General features: G+C 61.5%; 1 protein-coding gene. It reads left to right on the top strand.

Annotated features, from left to right (window positions below):
* On the top strand, positions 1 to 1,092 hold a 1,092-nt coding region (locus EZI54_RS23840), incomplete at both ends, for an amino acid adenylation domain-containing protein (RefSeq protein WP_131484333.1).

Here is a 1,092-nt window from a genome sequence, read left to right as displayed (position 1 = left end):
GTGTTGAAGGCGGGCGGGGCCTATGTGCCGCTGGACCCGGCTTATCCGGCCGAGCGACTGGCGTACATGCTGGAGGACAGTGCCCCGGTGGCGGTGCTGGTGCACGGTGAGGTGCCGGAGCTGGCGACAGGCGAACTTCCGGTGATTGCGCTGGATGAGACGGCCCCCTGGACATCCCGTCCCTCCCATAATCCGGCACGGGGCGACCTGACTCCTTTCCACCTGGCCTACGTGATCTACACCTCCGGCTCGACCGGCCGGCCCAAGGGGGTGATGATCGAGCACGGCAATGTCATCCGGCTGTTCTCGTCAACGGCGGTCTGGTTTGATTTCAACAGTCAGGACGTATGGCCACAATTCCATTCCTTCGCCTTCGATTTCTCGGTCTGGGAAATCTGGGGTGCACTGCTGCATGGAGGGCGGCTGGTGTTGGTGCCCCAACTGATCAGCCGTTCCCCACAGGACTTCCATGAACTGGTCTGCCGTGAAGGTGTCACGGTGTTGAACCAGACGCCGAGCGCATTCCGTCAATTCATCGATGAGCAAGGCAAACGCCCGCGGCAGCACGCCTTGCGACAGGTGATTTTTGGTGGTGAAACGTTGAATCCTGCGATTCTGGGGCCCTGGTTTGAACGTGAACAAAACCAGGCCGCGCAACTGACGAACATGTACGGCATTACCGAGACGACAGTACATGTGACCCATTGTTTGCTGGACGAATCAGTAGTAGACGATGGAGTCAGCCTCATAGGCAGGCGTCTTCCGGATTTACGGGTTTATCTACTTGACGCAAGTGGCGCGCCGGTTCCTTTGGGGGCTGTGGGCGAGCTGTACATTGGCGGTGCCGGCGTGGCGCGGGGCTACCTGAACCGTCCGGAGCTGACGGCGGAGCGCTTCGTGCTGGACCCGTTCAGTGCCGAGCCTGGCGCGCGGATGTATCGCACGGGTGATCTGGGCCGCTACCGGCCCGACGGCAACATCGAGTATTTGGGCCGTAACGACTTCCAGGTGAAGATCCGGGGCTTCCGGATCGAGACCGGCGAGATCGAGGCGTGCCTACAGGGGCATGACGACGTGCGCGAGGCAGCGGTG

Source organism: Marinobacter halodurans, assembly GCF_004327985.1.
Lineage (GTDB): Bacteria > Pseudomonadota > Gammaproteobacteria > Pseudomonadales > Oleiphilaceae > Marinobacter_A > Marinobacter_A halodurans.
This window is presented reverse-complemented; position numbering and strand designations above follow the sequence as displayed.